This is a genomic window from Nguyenibacter sp. L1, assembly GCF_035199985.1.
GTDB classification, from domain to species: Bacteria; Pseudomonadota; Alphaproteobacteria; order Acetobacterales; family Acetobacteraceae; genus Gluconacetobacter; species Gluconacetobacter vanlangensis.
The window spans coordinates 1,184,392-1,203,713 of the sequence record NZ_CP127015.1; the positions used below are offsets into that span (position 1 = coordinate 1,184,392).

Genomic DNA, 19,322 nt, shown 5'->3' on the forward strand with positions numbered 1-19,322 from the left:
ACCGTCTCGAACTGAGAGGGATCGTGAAATCCTTTGGCGGCGTCAGGGCCCTGAAGGGCGTGGACGCCGTGATCGCGGCCGGACGGACCCTGGTGCTGCTGGGCGAGAACGGGGCCGGCAAATCGACGCTGATCAAGACGTTGACCGGCGCGGTCCGCCCCGAGGAAGGCGAGATCCTGATCGACGGCACCCCGGTCGTGCTGCGGGACCCGATGCATGCGCGAGCGCTCGGCATCACCGCCGTCTACCAGGAGCCGATGATCTTCCCGCATCTGAGCGTGCTGGAAAACGTCTTCGCCGGCTGCGAAATCACCGATCGCTTCGGCCGGGTGCGGACCGAGGCCATGCTCGGGGCGGTCCGGCCGTGGCTGTCCTCGCTCGATCTCGCGGAATCGCTGCTGCATCGGCCCATGGCGGATCTCGGGCTCGGGCACCAGCAACTGGTTCTGATCGCGCAGGCGCTGGTGCAGGACGCCCGCGTCATCGTCTTCGACGAACCGACGGCGATCCTGTCGCGCGCCGAGACCGACAGGCTGGTCGGCATCATCCGTCGCCTCCGCGATGACGGGCGCGCCATCGTATACATCACGCATCGGCTGGAGGAGGTGCCGCGCCTGGGCGGCCATGTCACCGTGCTGACGGATGGGCGCGTGACCGGGGACTATGCCGCCTCCGACGTGACCGAAGACCTGCTGCTGCGCCTGATGATGGGCCGGCGCCACGATACCCGGCAGGACGACGGCCCCCGGCAGGACGGCGGCACCCGGCAGGACGGCGGCGAAGCGGCACGGCCGCCCGCGGCGGCGGCATCGTCCACGCCGCCGGTCCTGTCCATCCGGGGCCTCGGCCATCCTCGTCATTTCCACGACGTCGACTGGGACGTGGCGGCCGGACGCATCACCGGCATCTACGGGCTGGTCGGCGCCGGACGGTCGGAGGTCGCGATGACGGTATTCGGCGCGCTGCGGGCCGCCGGCGGCCGGATTGTGCTGGACGGACGCGAGATCAGCCCCCGCTCCCCGGCGGAGGCGATGGCGCTGGGCATCGGATACCTGCCGGAGGACCGCAAGAAACAGGGCATCTTCGCCCCGATGGGCCTGGAGAGCAACCTGACCTGCACCGGCCTCGCCCGCTTGTCGCATGGCGGCTGGCTGCTGGATTTCCCCGCCCTGCTGGCCGAGACACGGGCCGTCATGCGCCGTTTCGCGATCAAGGCCGGCACGCCGGAGACCGCGATCGGGACGCTGTCCGGCGGCAACCAGCAGAAGGGACTGTTCGCGCGCTGGGCCGGGCAGGCGCTGCGCGTGCTGATCCTGGACGAGCCCACGCGCGGCATCGACCTGGCGACCAAGGCGGAAATCCACGGCTTCATCCGCCAGCTTGCCGAGGCGGGAACGGCGATCGTGGTGATTACGTCAGACCTCGCGGAACTGATGGCGGTCAGCCAGGACGTGATCGTGATGCGCCAGGGGCGCGTGGTCGATCGCGTCCAGGGGGCCGCGCTGACCGCCGAGCGGGTTCTGGCCTCGGCGATCGGCGCCGCGACGACCGGTCACGAGCATACGGGCCGGGAGCGTGCGGCATGAAAACTCCCGCCCTGAATATCGGACGGGCCGCGCCCGCCCTGCACCACCCCCCGCGCGTCCCGATCGCCTGGCGCGCGCTGCTGGCGCGGCGCGAAACCGCGTTGCTGGGCGTCATCGTGCTGGTGGTGGCGGCCGTCAGCCTCGGCGCGCATGCCGGATTCTGGACCCGCGTCAACCTGGACGGGCTGATGGTCACCAGCGCCATCACCGCCGTGCCGGCCGCGGGCATGACGCTGGTGATCCTGACCGGCGGAATCGACGCCTCCGTCGGCTCCATGCTCGGGCTGGTCTCGGCGATCGGCGGATCGCTGTTCGTCGCGGGGTGGCCCGTCGCGGTGGTCGTGCCGGTCTTCGTGCTGGCAGGCGCGGCACTGGGCTGGATCAACGGCCTGATCATCCTGTGCGGCCGCGTGCCGCCGATCGTCTGCACGCTGGGTACGCTCAGCATCTTCCGCATGGGCGTGTTCCTGATCATGGGCAGCGCGTGGATCACGGCACTGCCGCCGGGGCTGACGCGATTTTTCGTGGCCGACCATCTCGGTCCGCTGCCGGGCGCCGCCGTCATCGCGCTGGCCGTCATGGCGGTGCTGGCGGCCTTCCTGCGGGTGCATCGCACCGGCCGCCGGCTGTTCGCGATCGGCAATAACGAGGAAGCCGCCCGCCTGGTCGGCATTCCCGTGCGGCGGCTGCGCTGGGCGACCTACGCGCTGCTGGGCGCCTGCGTGGGGCTGGGCGCGCTGATGCGGCTCGGGCAGTCCCCCATCGTCCAGACCACGACCGGCGGCGGCTTCGAACTGGGCGTCATCGCGGCGGTGGTGCTGGGCGGCACCGAACTGTCCGGCGGACGCGGCGGCATGGTCGGGACGTTCCTGGGCACGCTGGTCGTGGGCCTGATCGGCGACGCCATCGTGCTGATGCACATCCAGCCATTCTGGAGCGGCGTCGTGCTCGGCGTCGTCATTCTCGCGTCCGTGGGCCTCAACGAGGGCCGCCGCGCCCGGCAGGTGGTGTCATGAGCGGCTTCCGTTCCGGCCGGGTCCTCATCCTGGGTCTCTTCGCGCTCCTGGTGCTGGGCGGTTTCGCCGCCGGCAACCCGACCATCCTGTCGGCCGACAACCTCTCGAGCATGGCGGTGTTCGCGGTCGAGCTCGGCATCATCGCCTTCGGGCAGGGGCTGGTGATTGCGGGGGGCGACGGCGCCATCGACCTCAGCGTCGGCGCCATGTCCGCACTGGCGCAGATCCTGGCCGCCCTGTTCATCATGCGCGGCCTGCCCTGGCCGGTGGGCGTCTGTGCCGGGGTCCTGGCGGGCGCCGCGATGGGGGGATGCAATGCCGCCGCGATCACGCGGTTCCGGATCCCGCCCATCATCGCGACGCTGGGCACGATGTTCGCGTTCACGGGCCTCGCGCTGATCGCATCGGGGGGCAACACCATCGACCTGACCGCCGCCCCCGCCCGCTTCCTGGCCATGGGACAGGGCAGCGTGCTGGGCGTGCCGTTCCAGATCCTGTGCCTCTACCTGCCGCTGCTCGGCCTCCTGGTGCTGATCCAGCATCGCAGCCGGTTCGGCCGCGCACTGTACCTGATCGGCACGAACGCCACCGCGGCGTGGCTGGCCGGCATACATGTCAACAGGCTGCGGGCGACGACCTACGTGCTGTCGGGCGCGCTGTCCGGACTGGCCGGGGTGATCGCGGCGGCGCGGCTGGGCACGGCGACGCCCGACGGCGTGCCGGAAGCGAACCTGATCAGCATCGCGATCGTGGTGCTGGGGGGTGCCAGCATCTTCGGCGGCGACGGCTCGCCCGTCGGGACCGCGATCGCCACCCTCGCCATCGCGGTGGTCAATTACGGCCTGAACTACAACGATTTCAACCCGACCCTGCAGGCCGGCATGATGGGTCTGATCCTCGTGCTGGTCGTATTGGTCGAAAACCTCGTGCGCGGGCGCCTGCCACGCCTGATCGCCGCCGCGCGCAGCAAAAGGAAGATGGCATGAAGACCATTGCGAACAGGATCGGCATCCACGGCTCGGTCTGGTCCGGCCGCTGGGACACCGACGACGGCGTGCGCGCCATGCACGAAACGGCGGCGACCGGATACGATTTCCTGGAACTGCCTCTGTCCAGCCCGGACGGGATCGCCGTTGCCGCCCTGCGCCGCGCGGCGCAGGCGGCGGGGATCGGCCTGACGGCATCGCTGGGGCTGTCGGCCGATACCGACATCTCGTCCGACGACCCGCAGGTGGTAAAGCGGGGGGCGGCGCTGCTGGATCACGCCGTGTCGGTCCTGCGCGACCTGGGCGGCACCGACCTGGCGGGGGTCATCTTCTCGGCCATGCGCAAATATGACCGGCCCGCCACCGAACGGGGCATCGCGCATTCGGCCGAGGTGCTGCGCGCCCTGGCCGAACACGCGGGCCAGGCCGGCATCCGGCTGCATCTGGAGGTCGTCAACCGCTATGAAAGCAACCTCATCAATACCGGCGCGCAGGCGGTCGCCTTCATCGACAAGGTCGGACGGCCGGAGATCGGCGTGCATCTCGACACCTATCACATGAATATCGAGGAAGGCGTCCCCTCGAACGCGATCGAGAAATGCGGTGACAGGATCGGCTATTTCCACGTGGGCGAAAGCCATCGCGGCTATCTGGGGACCGGGACCGTCGCATGGGGCCCGGTCTTCCGTTCCCTGCGGCGCATTGCCTATGCCGGGCCGATCGCCTTCGAATCGTTCTCCGCGGCCGTCGTGGACCCGCATCTGTCCCACACGCTGGGCGTCTGGCGAAACCTGTGGGAAGACGGCGCGGACCTGGCCCGCCATGCGCGCGCCTTCATCGCCGCGCAGATGGTGGCGGCGGAGCATGCCGAGGGTGCGGCCTGACATGCGGGATGCCGCCCACGCTACCAGGCCAGGGCGGGCAGGATATAGTCCGGCCGCGCCGCATGGCGGGCGAACGCCGCTTCAAGCTGCTGCGGGGTGGCGTCGGCCAGGATGCCCGTCCTGACCAGCGCGCTGCGGGCACCGAAACCCAGCGCGCCCGCAATGTCATGTTCCACGCTGTCGCCGACGCACAGCACGCGCTCGGGCGGCACACCGCAGAGCCGGGCGGCATGGGCGTAGATGGCCCGGTGGGGCTTGCCGATCCAGGTCACCGAGCCGCCTTCCTCCGCGTACAGTTCCGCGATGCGGCCCGCGCCGAACGCCGTCCCGCCGGGCACGAGCATCCGCCGGTCCGGATTGGTGCAGACCGCGCGGACGCCGCGTCGGGCCAGGGGGGCCAGCATCGCGCGGTACTGCTCCTCGGTCCGCATGCCGCCCTGGCTTCCCGCGATCACGACCAGGTCCGCCCGCGCGGGCGTCGCATCCACCACCAGGCCCAGCGCGTCGCAGAAATGCGTGTCCTGTCCGCCGCTGTCGATCAGCAGGCAGCGCATCCCCGCCTGCACCGGGATATCGCCCGAGCGCGCCAGCGCCAGCGCCGTGTCGCCGGAGGTCACGATCGTCTCGTACAGGCCGGGGTCAAACCCCAGCCGCGCCAGCCGTTCCGCATTATAGGGGCCTGGCCGCCCCGAATTGCTCAGCAGCAGCACACGCTGACCCGCCTCGCGCAGGCGCGCCAGCGTGCGGCGGACACCCGGATAGGGCGTCGCGCCATCATGCAGGACGCCATATTGGTCGACGAACAGCGCGTCATATTCGCCGACGAGGGCCGCGATCCCGGCCAGCGCGCGCACGCTCATGCCGCCCGATCCGGCAGGCGGGCGGCCGTGCCGCCATACAGGCCGAGAAACGCCGCGCCCACGCACGCGTCCTCGGACCGGCTGGGCAGGAACGGCACGCCGATCCGCGCCTGACGCAAGGCGGTCCAGCCCGCGTTCGCCGCACCGCCGCCGACCGTGCGGACCGAACGGAGCGCCGTCGCCCCCAATTGCTCCAGCCGCGCGTATCCCGTCGCCTCGATCATCGCCATGCCCTCCAGCACGCCCTGGAAGAAGACCCCGTCATCGGCCGGGCGCGGCTCCAGCCGCGGCTGGAACGCCGGGTCGCTGACCGGAAAGCGTTCTCCCGCGCGCAACAGCGGATAATAGTCCAGTCCGGTCGGCATGTCGGGGCGAAGCCCTGCCGTCAGGGCAGCCAGCCGGTCGACGCCGAACAGGACCAGCAGGACCGCCCCCCCGCTGTTGGACGCCCCGCCCACCAGATAGCGGCCGCCGATCCGATGGCTGTAGATCCCATAGGACGGAGCGTCGATTCTCACGTCCGACAGCAGCTTGACGACCAGGGTGGAACCCAGCGCCGTTACCGCGTCCCCTGCCCGGTCCGCCCCCGTCGCCAGGAACGATGCGCACCCGTCGGTGGTGCCCGCATGGACGACCGCGCCGGGCGACAGACCGGCCGCCAGCCCTTCGGCCCCCACCGGCCCCAGCGCCGCGCCGGGCAGATGAATGGCGGGCAGCAGCGCCGGCGCCAATCCGGCCTCGGCCACCCAGTCCGGCCAGGCCAGCGTATCCGGGTCCCCGCCGGTCTTGAGCGCGTTGTTGGCGTCGGTCGCATCGAAACGTCCGCGCAGGCGGCCGGCGATCCAGTCGGCCTGGTGCAGGATGGTGCGCACGCCGGGACGGCGCGCCAATTCCACGGCGCGCCCCAGCGGCGAGCCCACGCCGCGCGCCGCGCTGTCTGGCGGTGCGATCGCATCGATCCGCGCCGGCACGGCATCATCGTCAGCCCGCGCGTGATACATCGACGCGGGCCCGATCGCGGCCCCGGCGGCATCGATGGCGATCAGCGTGCCGGACGTGCCGTCCACGGTGACGGACCGTACATCGCGCAACGACAGCCGGGCCTGGAGCGCGCCCAGCGTATGCGCCAGCGCCCGCCACCAGACGGACGGCGCGTCCGCCGCGCCCAGCCCCGCGAAACGCGTGCCCGTCACGGCCAGCACGTTCCCCGCTCCGTCCAGCACCGCCGCGCGTACGCCCGACGTGCCCAGGTCGATCCCCAATGCGACCCCTGCTGCATCAGGCATTCCGGATGCTCCCGTTCAGGACCTGCCGATAGGTCTCCGCCTCCCAATGCGTCAGGGCATGGATCTCCGCGCCGCCCAGGCGGCGGATCGGGTCGCCGGGGGACAGGCGCGACGCCACGTCGGCCAGGCATCGCGCCATCGCATCCATGCCCGCCGTCCAGCCGTCGCGCCGCAGCAGCACCCCCCGGCCCGGCATCACCTGCATCGGCGCGGCGCCAGACAAGGAGGCGGACCCGGCGGCGGCCGGGGGCCGGCCGGCATCCACCAGGTCGATCCGATCCCCCAGGAAGATCACATGGTCCGGATAGAGCGGCGCCCCGTGCGCCACCGCCAGCGTGGCGGGGTCGAGGGCGATGGCATGGACGGCCGGATCGTCCGGCAGGCGATAGGCCGAGCCCTCGGCCAGGGCGGCCAGGGCCGAAAGATCGGCCGCCGGGGCCACGCGCGGCTCCACGGCCAGGGCGGCGATCACCCGCTCCAGCAGGGCCCCCGCCGCCGCGACCGTGTCGGCGGACACGATCAGCCCGTGATTGGCCAGCACATGGACATTCGCCCGTTCGCCGAACGGGCGCGCCGCGACGATCGCGCGGGCCAGGGGCACGCCCGGCCGGGCATAGGGCACCAATGTCCACTGCACGCCGGGCAGGCGGTCCAGCCGCGCCGCCAGCCGGTCATGCGCATCGGTACGCACGGCATGAGCGATTGTTTCCACGCAATGCAGATGAATGACGACGCGCCACGGAATCACGGCATGGACCGCCGTTTCGATGGACGGCCGCAACGCGGCCGGCGCACCCGTCGGCGGCACGTCCCCCGCCCCACCGATGAGGAAACTGACCGCCGTTTCGGCCTCCTTCCGGCCCTGCCGGTAGGCCTCCAGCAGAGGCGCCAGCGCGATCGGCACCAGGATCGGCCGGTCCAGCGCATGGGCGAGCCATGTGCCGGACGCCTTGATCCACAGCGTTCCGTCCTCCTTGATCGAGATATTCCCCCCCGCCCCCTGGGTGCGCCTGGGATCCGCGCCAAGCCGCGCGGACAGCCCGCGCAGCCCGTCGATCTCCTCAGCCGGTCGAACATGCGACAACATGCAGGCATTCCTTGACGCAATTCAATCACAAAAGATGGAATGACATCATTATTTGGCGCAGGTCAATCAAATTCAGCTTGACCCGACCGGAAAACCGGAGAATCGTGCCTCCAGACACAACAAATCACCACATTTCCACAGGACGCGCCCCCGTGACCGAGACCGAACGCCAGCGCCAGATCATCACCATGCTCGAGACGCGGCCCTTCGCGACCGTGCGGGAACTGATCGACATGCTGAGCGTGTCGCCGGCCACCATTCGCCGCGACATCGAAAAGCTTCACGAGGCCGGCGAGGCGCGCAAGGTCTTCGGCGGCGTGGCGTCCCTGACCGCCGCGGCACGGACGCACGCCCTGCCTTTCGCGCAGAGCAGCGACCTCGCGGTCGACGCCAAGCGCGCGATCGCCGCGATGGCCGAGGGACTCTGCCGGGACGGGGACATGGTCATGGTCGCGGGCGGATCGACCTGCCACCAATTGGGCCTTCGCCTCGCGGCGCGGTCGATCGGGCTCTACACCAACTCGATGCCGCTGGCGGCGGCCCTGGGCACCCAGGGTATCTGCCAGCTTTCGGTGGCGGGCGGCGCGCTGCATCGCGAGCCGGGCATCCTGTACGATCCCAAGGCGCCGCCGCCGGATTTCTTCGCCTCGCGCCTGTTTCTGGGCGCGCAGGGCGTCGGGCCGGAGGGCGTGATGGAATCGCACCCGCTGCTGCCAAAGGCGACAGCCCCGATGCTGGAACGCGCCGACGATGTGATCGTGCTGGCCGACAGCCGCAAGCTGGCGGTGCGGGCACGCTTTCTCTCATGTCCGATCGACCGGATTTCCACCCTCATCACCGATGACGGCGTGCAGGAGGACGATGTGCGTATCCTTGAAGATGCGGGCGTGGCGGTACTGGTCGCCCCGCGCGCGGGTGACAAGACGTGACGCCGCCGGACGCCCCGCCGGTCACGCACCCGACGCTGGCGGTGTTCGATTTCGGCAAGACGAACGCCAAGCTCCTGGTGTTCGGTGCCGACGGGTCGATCCTGGCCGAACGGCGCACCCACGCGGCCTGGCCGGTGGTGGACGGGCTGCACGTTCTGGATGACGCGGCGTTGCTGGACTGGATGCTGGCGGTGCTGCGCGAGGCCGTCGCGTCGTTCGATGTGAACGGTATCATGATCACGACGCACGGGTGTACCTTCGCCCTGCTGGGCGAGGACGACCTCGCGGCGCCGATCCTCGATTACGAGGAAAGCGTACCTCCGGACATCGAGGCGGCGTTCGCGCGCATTTGCCCGGCCTTTTCCGAAACCGCGACGCCGGCGATGGAGCGCGGCTTCGCGTTCGGCAAGCACATCGTCTGGCAGGAAATGCGCGACCCGACACTGGCCACGCGCACACGGCACGTCATGACCTATCCGCAGTTCTGGGTGTGGCGGCTGTGCGGCACGCGGGTGTCCGAAATCTCGTCGCTGGGCTGCCACACCCATCTGTGGTCGCCGTACCGGGACGATTTCTCGTCGCTGGTAGAGCGGCGCGGGTGGCGGGAAAAGATGCCGCCCTTCCGCGAGGCCGGGGCCATCGTCGGCACGATGACGCTCGACGTTCCCGGGCGCGGAGCGGTGACGCTGGACGTGCATAACGGAGTGCATGACAGCAACGCGTCGCTCAGCCATTACCGACGCGTGGTGCCGGGCCGCATGACGATGGTGTCCACCGGGACGTGGGTCATCGTCATGAATCCCGATTGCCCGCTGGACGCCCTGGTTCCCGAACGTGACATGCTCGCGAATGTCTCGGTGCGGCATGAACCGGTTCCGACCGCGCGGTTCATGGGCGGCCGCGAATTCGACCTGATCCGGGGCGACGGACCGGCCGAAGTCACGGAGGAACGCATTGCCGCGCTGGTGGCGCGTGGTCTGTTCGCGCTGCCGTCCTTCGCCGATGGCGGTCCCTTTCCGGGCCGGGCGGGGACCTTCGTCGACGATGCGGGACGGACCATCATGGCCGCGCCGGACGACCGCACCGCGCTGGCGGCCCTGTATGTCGCCGCGATGACGGACCTGACGCTGGACCTGCTGCGCAGTACGGACGCGATCGTGTTCGATGGCGGGCTGGCGAAGGTCGGCGTCATCCCGCGTCTGGTCGCAGCACTCCGTCCTGCACAGACCGTGCTGGTCGGGCGCAATCCGGAGGGAACGGCGTGCGGTGCGGCAGGCCTGGCCTATGCCGCGCGGGGGCTGGACCCCTTTCGTCACGAACGGGCGGCCCGCGTGGCCCCCTTCGACCCGCCGGGATTGCGGGGCTACGCGGCCCGCTGGCGGCAACTGGCCGACCAGCGCACCAGAAGCCGGATCGAACCAGCCACACCGGCGCACGATGCGCCCAACAAGGACAGCCACCATGCTCACGGCACACGTCCAGCCGACTTGTCCTGGATCGGCACGCCGGTTCAACCGGAAGATCCTGCTGCTTACGGGGCTGCTTGCCTTTGGTAACGCGGCCGCCGCACATGCGGACGACGCGGTCCACAAGATCGGGGTGACCGTAGGGTCGCTGGGCAATCCGTTCTTCATCGCGACCATCAAGGGCATTACCCAGCAGGCGAGGGCCCTGGCGCCCACCGTGCCGGTACAGACTGCCTCGGCCGATTACGATATCGGCAAACAGTCGTCGCAGGTCGATTCCTTCATCGCGGCTGGCAACGACCTGGTCATGTTCAACGCCGTGGACTACCGGGCCGCCGCCCCACTGGTCCGCCGCATGCATGCCAGCGGAGCCACGGTCGTCGCCTTCGACGTCGGTGCGCCCGGCGCGGACGCGACCGTTACCACCAACAACGTCAAGGCCGGCGAGATCGCATGCCAGTATATCGTCGATCGCCTGCATGGACGCGGCGACGTCGTGATCGTCAATGGCCCACCGGTCACGGCGTTGACCGACCGGGTTCAGGGCTGTCAGTCGGTGTTCGCCAAGGCGCCGGGGATCAATCTCCTGTCCTCTAACCTCGACGCCAAGGGCTCGCGCGACGGCGGGCTGGCGGTGGGCCAGAGCGTGCTGGTACGCTTTCCCAAGGTGGACGCCATGTTTGCGGTCAACGACCCGACCGCGATGGGCGTCGAACTGGCGGCCCGCCAGGCGGGACGGCGTGAGTTCTTCCTGACCTCGGTCGACGGTTCGCCCGACGTGAAACAGGAAATGCGGCGGGGCAACACCCTGATCGCGGCGACCGCGTCACAGGACCCCTTCGCCATCGCGACCACGGCGACCCGCGTCGGTTTCGATATTCGGGCCGGACGGATCAAGCCGGGCGTCGTCCGGCTGCTGGACCCCAGCCTGATCACCCAAGACACGATCGGCAGCTACAGGGGCTGGAACGCGCCGCATAATACCTGACCGATCTTGTCTTTTCCCCCACACATCAACAAGAACAAGGAAAATTACCATGACTGCTCCAGGCTGCACCCTGACCGCGACCCTGCGTGCCAAGCCCGAAACGCGCGGCGAACTCCTGGCCTTGCTCAGCACGTTCATCGACAAGTCCCGCAGCGAGCCGGGCTGCCTGGAATACCAGCTCCAGGTGAGCAAGGATGACCCGCTGGTCTTCATGTTCTATGAAAATTGGGTCGAGCGCGCGGACCTCGACCGGCATATGGCGCTGCCGTACCAGCAGGAATGGTTCAAGCGCCAGCCAGAGCTGCTGGCCCAGCCTGCCGAGATGCAATTCTTCGATATGGTCGGCCCGTATGACCGCTGATCGTTTCAGGTAGGCACGGGCTCTGGGCCCCGCAACGAGGTTGTGGGGCCCAGAGCCCGGCCTTTCCTCAACACACGCAGCACGACCAAGGAATGGAAACGATGGATTATCGACCATTGGGACGATCGGGATTGAAAATATCGGTCCTGACATTGGGTACGATGACGTTCGGCGGGACCGGCGCCTTTTCCAAGGTCGGCTCGACCAATCTCGCAGCCGCGCGACGCCAGGTCGATCTGTGCCTCGATGCAGGCGTGAACCTCTTCGACACGGCCGATATCTATTCGAACGGATTGTCCGAGGAGATCCTCGGTCGTGCACTGGGCGAACGTCGCTCGCGAGTGCTGCTCGCGACCAAGGCCCGTTTTCCCATCGGCGATGGCCCCAATGACGGGGGATCGTCGCGTCACCATCTGATCGCGGCGTGCGAGGCCAGCCTGCGCCGTCTCGGCACGGATTATATCGACCTCTATCAACTGCATGAATGGGACGGCCTGACCCCGCTCGAGGAAACGCTGGCGGCGCTGGACAGCCTGGTGCGATCGGGCAAGGTCCGCTATGTTGGGATTTCGAATTTCTCCGGCTGGCAGGCCATGAAATCGATGTGCATCGCCGACCGGAACGGTTTTGCACGTCCGATTTCGCACCAGATCCACTACACCCTGCAGGCGCGCGAGGCCGAGCTCGAATTGCTGCCCTGCGCCGTCGACCAGGGCCTGGGCGTGATGGTCTGGAGTCCCCTGGCCGGCGGCCTGCTGTCGGGCAAGCACCGTCGCGGGCACGCCACTCCGGAAGGCACACGCCAACTGGCCCAATGGAGCGAACCGCCGGTCCACGACACCGACGCCCTGTACGACATCGTGGAAGTGCTGGTCGGCGTCGCCAACGCACGCGGCATTTCAGCCGCCCAGGTAGCTCTGGCCTGGCTGCTGACCCGCGACGCCGTCAGCACGGTCGTCATCGGGGCCCGGACCGAAGCCCAGTTGACGGACAATCTGGGCGCCGCATCCGTGGCCCTGACCCGGGAAGAAACCGAAAAACTGGAACGCGCCAGCCGCAGGCCACTGCCCTATCCGTTTTGGCACCAGGCAACCACGGCATCGGACCGCCTCGGCCCCGCCGACCTGGCGCTGCTGCGGCCCTACCTGGCCGACCCTATATGATACCGATCCTCTACGCGCGTTCATCACCGGCGACCTTGGCGCAAGCGCCCAGATCAAGGGCAGTCCCAGTCGCGCCACTGCTCCGCCGATCGACTGGGGCAGTATAGAACGTCACAATGGATAATGGCTTCATCGAACGCCTCCGGCGCTCGATGAAGCCTGTCGACGGCCATATGAGAGGAAAGCCCGGCCTGTGGATATGATGGATAATGCTGGTGCGTCACCAGCAGCCCGCACAGGCCTCCTCGGTCGCTTTTATGGCCGCCCGACCAAGGAGAAACAACCGAGCCGGACCGTCCAACTTGAAAGCGGCCACCATTGGTCTTCAGGATGGGGCCGCTTCATGCATTTCGGCAATATTATGCCGTGCGCGCAACGGGGCGATCGGCTTCGACGCTGCCGGACGTCCATCCGACCCGCTCCGCGAAGCGATCGAACATCGCGGTGGAGTCGTTTTTCACGCCGCGCAGGCGCAATCCCAATCCGATCAGGGCGTTGCCCAGCATCAGGATCCGGCTGCCTTCGCCCTGGCCGTCCGATGAAAACTGTTCGACAAGCCAGGAGAACGCCGACGCGCCGCCATATGCCGCCCGCGGTTCGAACAGTTTTCCGGCCTCCCCCACCTCGCCCAGGGCATTGAGGTCGTAGGCGAACGGATAGGCACGGCTGACACGGTCGAGCGGGGTTGCGTCCATGCGCACGAAACAATCGGCAATCCGGTCGATCGCCCGGCCGGAGATCGCGTCGAGCCGTCCCGTCACCATCGCGGTTTCCACGATATAGGCATGCGACAGGCCGTTGAGGAAGAAATTCGCGCCGGGGTCCACGACATCGAGATACTGGACCAGTTCGTCGACGATTGCGCCCTCGCCGCCGATCTCCTGCGACATCTTGCCGAGATTATGCAGCGCGATGAGGTAATACAGCCCCTGATGCATCTTCTCCGGCGGCTCCAGTTCGGCCCAGAGCGGCTTCAACTCAGCCAGCCGATCGTGCCCCATCGTCGCATAGGATGTCCGCCCCGAGACCGCGATGGCGTTCAGCATGGTCACGCGCGGGTAGATCTTGACATAGGCCGGCGAGATCGGCTGCGGGAAGCGCAGCGGGAAGCTGATCTCGTCATCCCGATCGACATAGTCCAGCACCTCCTTCATGAAGTCGGTGCCGTCATCGAAGATCATGCCGTCCAGCCCGATGGCCGACAGCACCGAGAACAGCATCGAGCAGCCGCGCCCCTTGAAGAAGGGAGACGGGACCGTCTGGATCAGGCCGAGGGCCTCCCTGACGTAATTGCGACGGCCTTCGATCAGTTTCCTCTCCAGCCCTGCCTGCCCCATGCCCAGGAAGAGCGAGGTGTAGGCGAACAGCTTCTCGTATTCGCCGTGGTTCCCGGCATTTTCGTCCTTGATCTGGTCGGGTTGGATCCGATCGACCGTCGCCAGCATTTCTTCGGCGAAATCGCACTCGGCATTGACGAGCAACGACACATCGAGACGCAATTTGGCAAAGGCGTCGAACAGGATGCCGCCGCCGACGACGGCATAATAGGGGTTCTTCTCGGCACGCAGCGCGTCCATCAGCCTTGTCGCGCTGGCCTTGAGCCCGTCGCCATCAATTCTGGCGCCGGGACGGCACAATTCGACGGCCAGATCGGCCAGAAGCAGCGCGAAGAGCAGATAGCCCTGGGGCCTGGAAATCCTGCGCAGCAGGATGTCCTTCGCCTGGCCGACGACGGACGCGAGGGATTCATTATAATCGACAGGATACTGGCCAAGGGCGAGCCCCCGGACCATACGGCTCCAGGGCGTGGAGATGACTCGCGATTCGGGCGCCAAAGCCGCCATGCCGAGGCGCGACAGCGCGGGATTGGGAGTTGTGACCATCACATTCTTCCTTCCAGGAGGCTCAACGGCCGGCAACCGTGTCCGACAGGAGATTGGAGCGGGGCGGCGATCGGGCGGAATCGTTCGATCGCGTGAAGATGCCCGCCAAAACAAGAGGCCAGGGTCATATCCGTGTACGGATATGACCCTGGGGTATCGGGTGAAAGACCGGTCCGGCCGCTATGCGTCCACGGTATCAGCCAATATGGCCCTGGACGGAGACGCCGCCGCATAATCCGGCACGGGGACGCCCAGGAATTTCCGGCGCTTGCCCTCCAGCATTTCGAGCGACCAGTTCAGCCAGCGGATGCCTTCGCAGAAGATGGCTACCGGACGCCGCTGCACGAGATACGAATCGACCAGAGTACCGTCGAGTTCCATCTGGAAATGGAAGGGCGGCATGGCGGTGAAATGAGCCCCCATCATGAACACGAACCGGACCAGCCAATTCGGATCCTCGGCAACCGCCGCGGAATGCGGATTGTCGAGATCGTAGAGCTTGCGCATCACCGGCGCGAAATAGCGCTCCATGCCCGTGACATCGGGGCGCTCCTCGATGTCGATGTTACGTTCGGTCAGATCCTCGACCCTGTAGGACCGCTCATACGGATTGCCCGGCTCGTAACGGATCTCGATCTCGGGTGTCTGCCCTTCCCCGACCGAAACCGACAGGTCGAAACGCTCGTGATGCACTTCGTCGTAATGACCGAGCGAATTGTGCCAGGGCTTGTTGTCATACATCGGGTCGTCGCGCGTCTCGGCACCCTCGCTGTCAAAGCCGATCGCGCGCGGATCGAGGAACCGCAGATCGATCGAGGCCGCCGTAATGGCGTCCAGCGCGGCCTCGATTTCGGCATCCGGCGCGTTTCCTTCGATCAGCGCCTGGGCCCGCAGCAGAGGCGCCAGGTTGTTGATCTTGATGTTCTCGGTGTTGGTGTCCCCCATGACGAGGGCGTGGAAGCGCGGCTCCAGCACATCGCAATAGGCCGCGTTTTCCCGCAGGATGCCCAGGATCGTCCGGAAGTTCCGGTAGCGGACCCCATTGATGACGATATGTCCGGTATCGAGAAGTTTCTCATTGAAGGTATTCGGCGCGGTGCGCCGGCACAGGTCCAGGCGATCCTCGATCTTGCGGAAATAGGATGCCTCCAGCGTTTCGCCCGGCGACGCCGTGCGCCGCAGGCTGTGCACGTCGTTACGCAACACGATGGCGATCTGCTCGTAGATACGGGCCACGATCGCCGGCGGCGGGCTGCAGCGCTCGACGTAACGGCTGACCTCCTCTCCCGGCACGAAGCTCATCTCATAGATCAGTTCCTTGAAGGTCGGCCGATCGGTTTCCTTGAGATAATGGGTCGGCACCGGGATCTCGCGTTCGAGGATATCGAACACGCGCGGAAAGTAGCGGCGCGCCGGATCCGGCAAGGCCTGCAGGAACTCGGCCTGCCTCTTGGCCTTGGTAAAGGGAGGCAGCATGACGCCGGTCCCCTCCGGATTCCAGCCGACGGCGATCAGGGCTTCGCTCAGGATCTTCCGAACGATGACATTTTCATGCTGCATGATGGTCCTCCGCGGTGACGAACATCGTCATGGATTCGCTGCCGCCCTTTCCGAACCCCAGGACGCGCTCGCCAAGTTTGATGTAGGAGAAGACGGTGCTGCTCAGGATCTTTCGCCCCCGGGCGAAATGCAGCACGCGCTGGTTGTCGTCGGTAAGGGACGACACGCATCCATGTTCCAGGGCTTCCAGGGACGCGCTGTGGCTGCGTTGCGCAATCTCTTCCGGTGTGGCCACGATGGTGACCGCGCTCCCGTAAGGCGCCGTATCGAATGTCTCCTGGTCCGGATCCGAGCCGAGGCAGACGATCTGGACGTCCCCATTGAGACGGAGATAGCGGCGCCGCGCGTCGAATGCCGGCTGTTCGAACAGATGCCGCGTCGCCGTCGCGATGTCCTTGGCTGCCGCCAGAGGGACACCGGTGACGGAAACGAGCGGCGAGGCGGCCTCGCGGAGGCGCCCGAGAATATCGCCGATCCCGTCCGTCGGATTTGCGTCCGACGCCGTCACGCCGCGCAAGTGATTGGCATAGAGCGCGACCGCATCCTCGACGTCCAGCGCATCCGCTGCACAGAGCGCAACGCACCAGCCGAGGAGATCACCGCCCGCATGGTAATAGTCGTGGGACATGAAGATGGCCGGACGTTCCACCCGCAGCAGCAGCAGCATCGAAAGCTGGTGGAGGATCTGAAGCGTTGCGACCGCCTGCGGGGACATCACGCCGATCGGCTCCCGCCCCGCGGTCTCGGCACCGACGTCAAGCGACAGCACCGAGGCGAACGTGCCGTAGAGCGTTGCGACCTGCTCGTGATGCTCGGCCATGCGGCGGGCGCTGCGGATCAGATCCAGGACCGGAACGCCATCCAGACGGCTGAAATAGAAGACCAGCGCTTCCGGCGTCCAGCGGCCGGCGGAGCACCGGTCCGTCACCGAGCCGTCCGGCTTGAGTACCTTGATCTCCGTGGTCACGCGGCCCAGCGTATGGCTGTCTCCTACGACGGTCTTCTTCGCTTGCACCTGGAGTGCAAGTTCCCCTCCAGCAAGGTCAAGATCGTCGCGGGCCGCGGATGTGTGCTGGTAGATTTCCAGGAACCGGCGCAATGGCCGGGGGATGGACTTGCGGGAGGCGAGTTGAAAGCCCGCAATCAGGCGGGTGAACTCCCGGACCAGGAACTCCTTTACCAAGGGATAGCACGCCGGCACGCCGAACATCTGCCTCAGGACGGCCAGATCACCCTCCTGGAGGCTCACCGCTCCTTCTGCATCGCGGGCCGCGATGCCGCCGACCTCCTGCAGCAGGGTCGCGGCCGCCACGAGGGCATCCGTATCCTTCTGGCCGCCGGCATAGGCGATCGCCGGCAGGGTGAGTCCGTTATCCACCAGAAGCTGGACCGATTTTCCGCCCTGGCCGAGTTCGATCACGACGTTTCCACCGACATGCTCGCAATTATCGGCGGTCCAGCGTGATTCCATAACGCAATCGATGATCGACAGGACGGCGTCGCGAACGTCCGCGGCCTGGCGGACGATGCGATTTGCATGATTGCAGATGAGGGACGTATGCGCGTCCCGGAACAGAATGCCCTCGCTGTCCATCATGCGGGCGAATGCCTCGCGAACGGGTGCCATCCGGGCCGCATGGGCCATGAAACTCGTCGGCTCTTTCAGCTCCTTCACTGTGATGTCCGGGAAGTTGCGCATGAAGAAGCCGAAACTTTCCCGGACACCCGACCGCACATAGACGTTCGCCTGGTTCGCGGCGTAGGTCTTGTGCAGTTCCACATCGGAGACGTCGTAGGCGTCGCCGATCGCCACCAGGACGCGATTCACCACGTCGGGATGCCCCGTCAGCGCCACGACATGCGCGGGCTGCGCCACGAGAGGCTGTGTGACGCCGACGGCCGCCAGCGTTTCGGCGACACGTGCCTGCAGGGGCGACGACGACGTCACGCCCTCCGCGCCGACGAGGATGAAGGGCGCGAGCGCATGGGCGATCTTCGTGCCGTCGGCGACGGACAATGCGCCGGCGGCGACCGCCGCGGTGATGATGCCGAAGCTTTCGCCCGTAAAGGCCGCGAAACGGATCTCCGCCCCGCTTCGCCGTGCGGCATCGACAAGATAGCGGTGCAATGCGATCCCATGGACCAGCAGCGCGGCCCCCAGGAACGCCTGCCGCTCGATCCGGTCGTCGGGTATGTTGGCTTCCTGCAGAACGAGACGTTCGGGATCGAAACCAAGGGCCTCCGCCCCTTCGGAGAAAACCTGACGGACGTCCCGTACGTCGCTGTCAAACAGGTTGCGTTCAAGCTGCCGATAGGCAGCACGGCTGCCCAAGCCGGGAAAAAACCCAACCGGGCACATCGAAATGGAGCCCGATTGCGCTGTTGCCCCTCGGCTCACGCCGTCAGGCGCGGAAACCGGACGGGCAGGTTTCTGACTGGTACTCATCCGTGTCTTCCCTTTCATGACCGATAGTCTCGTTATCGACGCTCCTGCCCGCATTCGCGACGCACACTTTTTGTGGTGCGTTTTATATATAATTATTTTTATTGATTTTTTTAAAATTCCACCTGGAACGGCACCAGGCATTTTTTGATGGCCGGACCGGTGGACTGCCACCATCTTTGCAAATCATCCTATGTTTAAGTCAATAACGCACATTTAAGTGCGTAGGTATCAAATTTGATATTTCGGTGACGGGAAATCATGCTGCCGGAGGGCATCGCAGCACACGGCACAGATGCCGGTGCGCGCTCATTCCCGCGTTGCCAAGAATTTCTAACTTATTGTATTTGTAAGAATTTATTTCGTTTAGCCACGCCCGGCACCCGAACGGAATCGACGGCATGGCCGGACAAGCGTGAACAGGACATAAACCGGCGGCCAAAAGCAGGCCTCATTATGTTACAGTACCGTATGGTACCAATTGTAAATAAATGCGACATGGACCTTTTGCTTATCGCGCGATTTCAGCGGAAGCCAGCGGCGTTCGCCCCGTGGGCGGTTGTATCGGCGCCGCAGTCACCGCAATGTCGCACGTCGACGCGCAGAACGCATTCCACGCAAGGCGATGCTCGATGCGCGCGGGAGCGCGACCTCGAAAAGGATCCAGATTAGAAAATAAATATTGATTTAATTAAAACATCATCCGATCGGATGGAATCGTCATCCGACATCCTGCGGATTTCGGATGATGCGCACAATTCAAACCAACGACTTAGGTTGTAGTGACGATTTCCGAGTGACCGGGATTCCCTGTGGGGCGGAGA

15 protein-coding genes are annotated in these 19,322 nt (G+C 66.6%); 9 read left to right on the forward strand and 6 right to left on the reverse strand.

The genetic code is table 11. The annotated features are described in order from the left end of the window. Positions 1 to 23: 23 nt before the first annotated feature. Genes QN315_RS05260 through QN315_RS05275 form a run of 4 tightly spaced genes read left to right on the forward strand, consistent with a single transcriptional unit; the run spans position 24 to position 4,472 of the window. Positions 24 to 1,586, forward strand: a complete 1,563-nt coding sequence (locus tag QN315_RS05260; RefSeq protein ID WP_323991880.1) for a sugar ABC transporter ATP-binding protein — start codon at positions 24 to 26, stop codon at positions 1,584 to 1,586. Further along, positions 1,583 to 2,602 (forward strand): ABC transporter permease, encoded by a 1,020-nt coding sequence (locus QN315_RS05265; RefSeq protein WP_323991882.1) that lies wholly within the window; start codon positions 1,583 to 1,585, stop codon positions 2,600 to 2,602. The genes QN315_RS05260 and QN315_RS05265 overlap by 4 nt, the downstream gene beginning before the upstream one ends. Continuing rightward, positions 2,599 to 3,588, forward strand: coding sequence for an ABC transporter permease (locus tag QN315_RS05270; RefSeq protein WP_323991883.1), 990 nt, complete (start codon positions 2,599 to 2,601; stop codon positions 3,586 to 3,588). The genes QN315_RS05265 and QN315_RS05270 overlap by 4 nt, the downstream gene beginning before the upstream one ends. Next, positions 3,585 to 4,472, forward strand: a complete 888-nt coding sequence (locus tag QN315_RS05275) for a sugar phosphate isomerase/epimerase family protein (RefSeq protein WP_323991885.1) — start codon at positions 3,585 to 3,587, stop codon at positions 4,470 to 4,472. The genes QN315_RS05270 and QN315_RS05275 overlap by 4 nt, the downstream gene beginning before the upstream one ends. Positions 4,473 to 4,492: 20 nt before the next feature. On the opposite strand, the gene QN315_RS05280 is transcribed toward QN315_RS05275, so the two are convergent. The 3 genes from QN315_RS05280 to QN315_RS05290 are packed head-to-tail and all read right to left on the reverse strand — an operon-like array spanning position 4,493 to position 7,705. Then, positions 4,493 to 5,332, reverse strand: coding sequence for a TIGR01459 family HAD-type hydrolase (locus QN315_RS05280; protein WP_323991887.1), 840 nt, complete (start codon positions 5,330 to 5,332; stop codon positions 4,493 to 4,495). Next, positions 5,329 to 6,618 carry an FGGY-family carbohydrate kinase gene (locus QN315_RS05285; RefSeq protein ID WP_323991889.1) on the reverse strand — a complete coding sequence of 430 codons (1,290 nt, stop codon included), beginning with the start codon at positions 6,616 to 6,618 and terminating at the stop codon, positions 5,329 to 5,331. The genes QN315_RS05280 and QN315_RS05285 overlap by 4 nt, the downstream gene beginning before the upstream one ends. Next, entirely contained in the window at positions 6,611 to 7,705 is a 1,095-nt protein-coding gene (locus QN315_RS05290; protein ID WP_323991891.1) for a class II aldolase/adducin family protein, read from the reverse strand. Before QN315_RS05290 ends, QN315_RS05285 begins: the two co-directional genes overlap by 8 nt. A gap of 152 nt (positions 7,706 to 7,857) precedes the next feature. Between QN315_RS05290 and QN315_RS05295 the strand changes: the two genes are divergently transcribed. From QN315_RS05295 to QN315_RS05315, 5 genes are all read left to right on the forward strand, one after another. After that, positions 7,858 to 8,634 (forward strand): DeoR/GlpR family DNA-binding transcription regulator, encoded by a 777-nt coding sequence (locus QN315_RS05295; protein ID WP_176639957.1) that lies wholly within the window; start codon positions 7,858 to 7,860, stop codon positions 8,632 to 8,634. Further along, positions 8,631 to 10,190, forward strand: coding sequence for a carbohydrate kinase (locus tag QN315_RS05300; protein WP_323991893.1), 1,560 nt, complete (start codon positions 8,631 to 8,633; stop codon positions 10,188 to 10,190). The genes QN315_RS05295 and QN315_RS05300 overlap by 4 nt, the downstream gene beginning before the upstream one ends. Continuing rightward, the gene (locus tag QN315_RS05305; RefSeq protein ID WP_323991895.1) at positions 10,096 to 11,088 is read left to right on the forward strand and encodes an ABC transporter substrate-binding protein; all 993 of its coding nucleotides are present in this window, start codon (positions 10,096 to 10,098) and stop codon (positions 11,086 to 11,088) included. The genes QN315_RS05300 and QN315_RS05305 overlap by 95 nt, the downstream gene beginning before the upstream one ends. Positions 11,089 to 11,137: 49 nt before the next feature. Beyond that, entirely contained in the window at positions 11,138 to 11,449 is a 312-nt protein-coding gene (locus QN315_RS05310) for a putative quinol monooxygenase (protein ID WP_323991897.1), read from the forward strand. 101 nt (positions 11,450 to 11,550) lie between these two features. Beyond that, positions 11,551 to 12,612, forward strand: coding sequence for an aldo/keto reductase (locus QN315_RS05315; protein ID WP_323991899.1), 1,062 nt, complete (start codon positions 11,551 to 11,553; stop codon positions 12,610 to 12,612). Between the two features lie 359 nt (positions 12,613 to 12,971). Here QN315_RS05315 and QN315_RS05320 read toward each other — a convergent pair whose 3' ends face one another. The 3 genes from QN315_RS05320 to QN315_RS05330 form a co-directional block, all read right to left on the reverse strand. Further along, positions 12,972 to 14,495, reverse strand: a complete 1,524-nt coding sequence (locus QN315_RS05320) for a hypothetical protein (RefSeq protein ID WP_323991901.1) — start codon at positions 14,493 to 14,495, stop codon at positions 12,972 to 12,974. Positions 14,496 to 14,675: 180 nt separating this feature from the next. After that, positions 14,676 to 16,055: a hypothetical protein gene (locus QN315_RS05325; protein WP_323991903.1), complete on the reverse strand. Its 1,380-nt coding sequence runs from the start codon at positions 16,053 to 16,055 to the stop codon at positions 14,676 to 14,678. After that, a complete protein-coding gene (locus QN315_RS05330; RefSeq protein ID WP_323991905.1) occupies positions 16,045 to 18,555 on the reverse strand; it encodes a hypothetical protein in 2,511 nt (836 codons plus the stop codon). The genes QN315_RS05325 and QN315_RS05330 overlap by 11 nt, the downstream gene beginning before the upstream one ends. Positions 18,556 to 19,322: the final 767 nt, after the last annotated feature.